This window comes from Dysgonomonas sp. 521 (genome assembly GCF_010501055.1).
Taxonomy (GTDB): Bacteria; Bacteroidota; Bacteroidia; order Bacteroidales; family Dysgonomonadaceae; genus Dysgonomonas.
The window spans coordinates 1-2,886 of sequence record NZ_QVMO01000206.1; the positions used below are offsets into that span (position 1 = coordinate 1).

At 47.1% G+C, this 2,886-nt stretch carries 2 protein-coding genes; both read right to left on the reverse strand.

The annotated features are described in order from the left end of the window. Positions 1-1,626: 1,626 nt before the first annotated feature. Complete coding sequence (locus tag D0T84_RS22135) at positions 1,627-2,181, reverse strand: tyrosine-type recombinase/integrase (RefSeq protein ID WP_163310083.1); 555 nt, start codon at positions 2,179-2,181, stop codon at positions 1,627-1,629. Continuing rightward, positions 2,178-2,886: phage integrase SAM-like domain-containing protein (locus tag D0T84_RS22140; RefSeq protein WP_163310084.1), on the reverse strand; the 709-nt coding region annotated here is incomplete at its 5' end. The genes D0T84_RS22135 and D0T84_RS22140, both read right to left, overlap by 4 nt.

Below are 2,886 nucleotides of genomic sequence, written 5' to 3' on the forward strand. Positions count from 1 at the left end.
AAGGCGCAGGCCTCCGGTGTTGCTACTGCCGGAGACGACCTCCAGGATGGAATAATTCTCGGGGGCTTTGCCTTCCCCGACGGTTACCTGGGCGTGCAGCCCGGAACCAAAAAGCAGCATTGCAAAGAGAAGAAACGGCAATAGCCTTCGCTTGCTCTGTTGTGTGCAGGTTGTTTTCATAAAAGTAATTTTTAATTTAAAAAATTTAAAGTTTAATAGACATTAGTAATGAAAAGTATTTATTACAACATTTTTTATCTATCTGTCTAACCCTTCCCCCTTCGGGTACTTCCCTTTATCAAAAGGGAAGAGTGCCTGACGGGCGAAACGGTATCTGTCCCCGCTTTGCGACTCTCCCCTCGCAGAAGGGGAGTGCCCAAAGGGCGAGGGGTTGAAGAAAAGGAGAGGGAGAAGCAGAGAGATGGAAGTACCCCCTCCCGGCCTCCCCCAAATGGGGAGGAGACTGGAGAGATGGAAAGATGAATAATACACCTCACCCCAACCCTCTCCACTGGAGAGGGGGAAGCAGAGGCTCTGTTTATTATATTTAAATTTGAGTTGCTTTGACCGCCTCGCGCTACCTCCCCTTTTGGGGGAGGCAGGAAGGGGTGTATTACGGGGAGGCTCCGCCCTACTACTTTCACAAGCGGCGGGCAGAATAAGTGAAGACAAATAAGACAACATTGTTGAAGACAACAAGACGGTAATATCGCCTCCCCGGATATTATGGACCACCTCTCCCCAGCCCTCTCCAAAGGGAGAGGGAGACAAAGAGATGGAATGATGAAATAGCCACCTCTCCCCGGCTCTCTCCAAAGGAAGAGGGAGAGGGTGAGGATATATGATTGATTCCATACTAATATGTAACTGTCTGTAGCCCGCATCGCGACTCCTCCCTTTTGGGGAGGCCAGGTGGGGTATTTTAGGCCACGGCTGCTTATCGCAAGCAACCTGTGGCCATAAAAACAACCGGACGAACTACCGCCCGACACAAAATTTATATAATATTTTGTCTTAAGGTCGATATTTTGTTTTATCACGGTTTGAGTATGTTCGGGTAGCCTTTTCTTACTGGTTATCAGCGTGTTTCCCCATCTGTCACTTAGTAAGTGACAAACAGGATTGCAAGTATGAATATAAGCCATTTACTATCAAGAAGATAGAAGCATGGTAAAAATTGGATTAAAATCCAGGAAACAAGAGTATTCTTACAAAACATGAATGTAATATACCCTGTTAGAGTATTTTATATATATAATAAGGGTAATATTAGGAAAACGACTTAACACACAAGAGGTTTAATGGATGGTATTAAGAAAACTTGCGGAAAAGTTTACACTCTTCCTGCTATTAAGACAACAACAGCGTTTGCTACCCGGCTTTATGCTGCCGGACAGGATTATTTATGTGTTAACAATTGGTTTTCACCGCTTGAACGATGTCTGAAAATTTTATTTACCTTTTATTAAGGTTAAATCATTCATATACTTTTCTCTGGGAAAATAAAAATTATAAGAATTATGCTGGGATTTTGTAGTGGAAGTATACTGGATTTGTGCCATTTGGTGAAGGCCTGGTTGTTTTCAATTTGTCACTTACTAAGTGACAGATAGGGAAACATTCTCATTACCGACGATACAAAGGTATCAAAATTTCTGTATTTCGCACCTTTTTGCTGTTAATTATTTTTCTTCCGTTTTTATCTGCATGTTTAGTCTTTTGGGTCAATGCTTTATATATCCTCTCGTTTGCGCTATCCAATACAGAACGTTCCAGCTGCGAGAGGTAGATATAGGTGGTCTGCTCGTTGTTATGCCCCAGTCCCTCGCTGATCACCCACAGGGGCAGATCCTCCTCTTTGGCAAGGGTAGCCCAGCTGTGGCGCGCCATATGAGTAGACAGTTTTACACCTGTCCCTGCCAGCCTGGCCAGTTCCTTCAGCAGGCGGTTCTGGGTGGTAAGGCCTGTTTCGTACTGGGTGCGGTGTGGTTTGCGGCTGTCGCTGATAATGGGGAAGACATAGGGGCTTGCCTTTACCATCGGGGAGAAGTAGTCGATAATCTCCTGCATGGCCGGGGTTATCTTTATTTCCAGCCGCCCGCCTGTCTTTTTGCGGTAGTAGCGGATGATGCCATTCCTGAGGTTATTCTTCCTGAGGTATGCCATATCCACAAAGCTCATTCCNACAGGCAGAAGAAGAACAGCCGGCGGCAGGTTTCCAGGCGTTGCCTGTCCTTTCCTTCCGCTAGCTTCACATCGTACAGGGCTTGTAACTGATAACGGTCGAGGGCTCGTTTATGGGTCTTCTGCACGCTGGTATACACTCCCGAGAAAAGGTTCTGGTCAGGTTTGGTTACCAATCCTTTTGTTATAGCCTTGTTGTAGATACTTCTTAGGTTGCGCATATAGAAAGAGATGGTATTGGGGGCTTTACCCTGGTTCTTCAGGTGCCGCTCATAGTTCTTCACCAACGAGGGACTCAGCCAGGAGATGGGGATATCGTTCTTGTTGAGGAACAATAGCAGGCTTCGCAGGCTGCTCCCGTAAGCGCGGGCGGTGCGCTCCTGTCCCGATCTGCTCAGGTTGCGGCTCAGGCGGGAGACGAGTTTCTTCAGGCTGTGTTCGCCCGATTCTTCCATGCGGCCGGAATGGTAGGTTTCGGTAATCTCCTCCACTTCGAAGTAGGTGCCTTTGTTTTCGAGTTCGCGGATGATAGCCCGCAAGCGGACAGTCTCTTCTTCGATGCCGTTGCGGGCTTCGTACAGGTAGTTGTCCCGCTGGGAGGTACTGCCAACGATTGCCTTGTTTTTACTGTCCCACTCTTCCCTGTATATCTTATAGGGAAGGGTGATTTTGCGTGCCCTCCTCTCATGGATAACCTGTAGG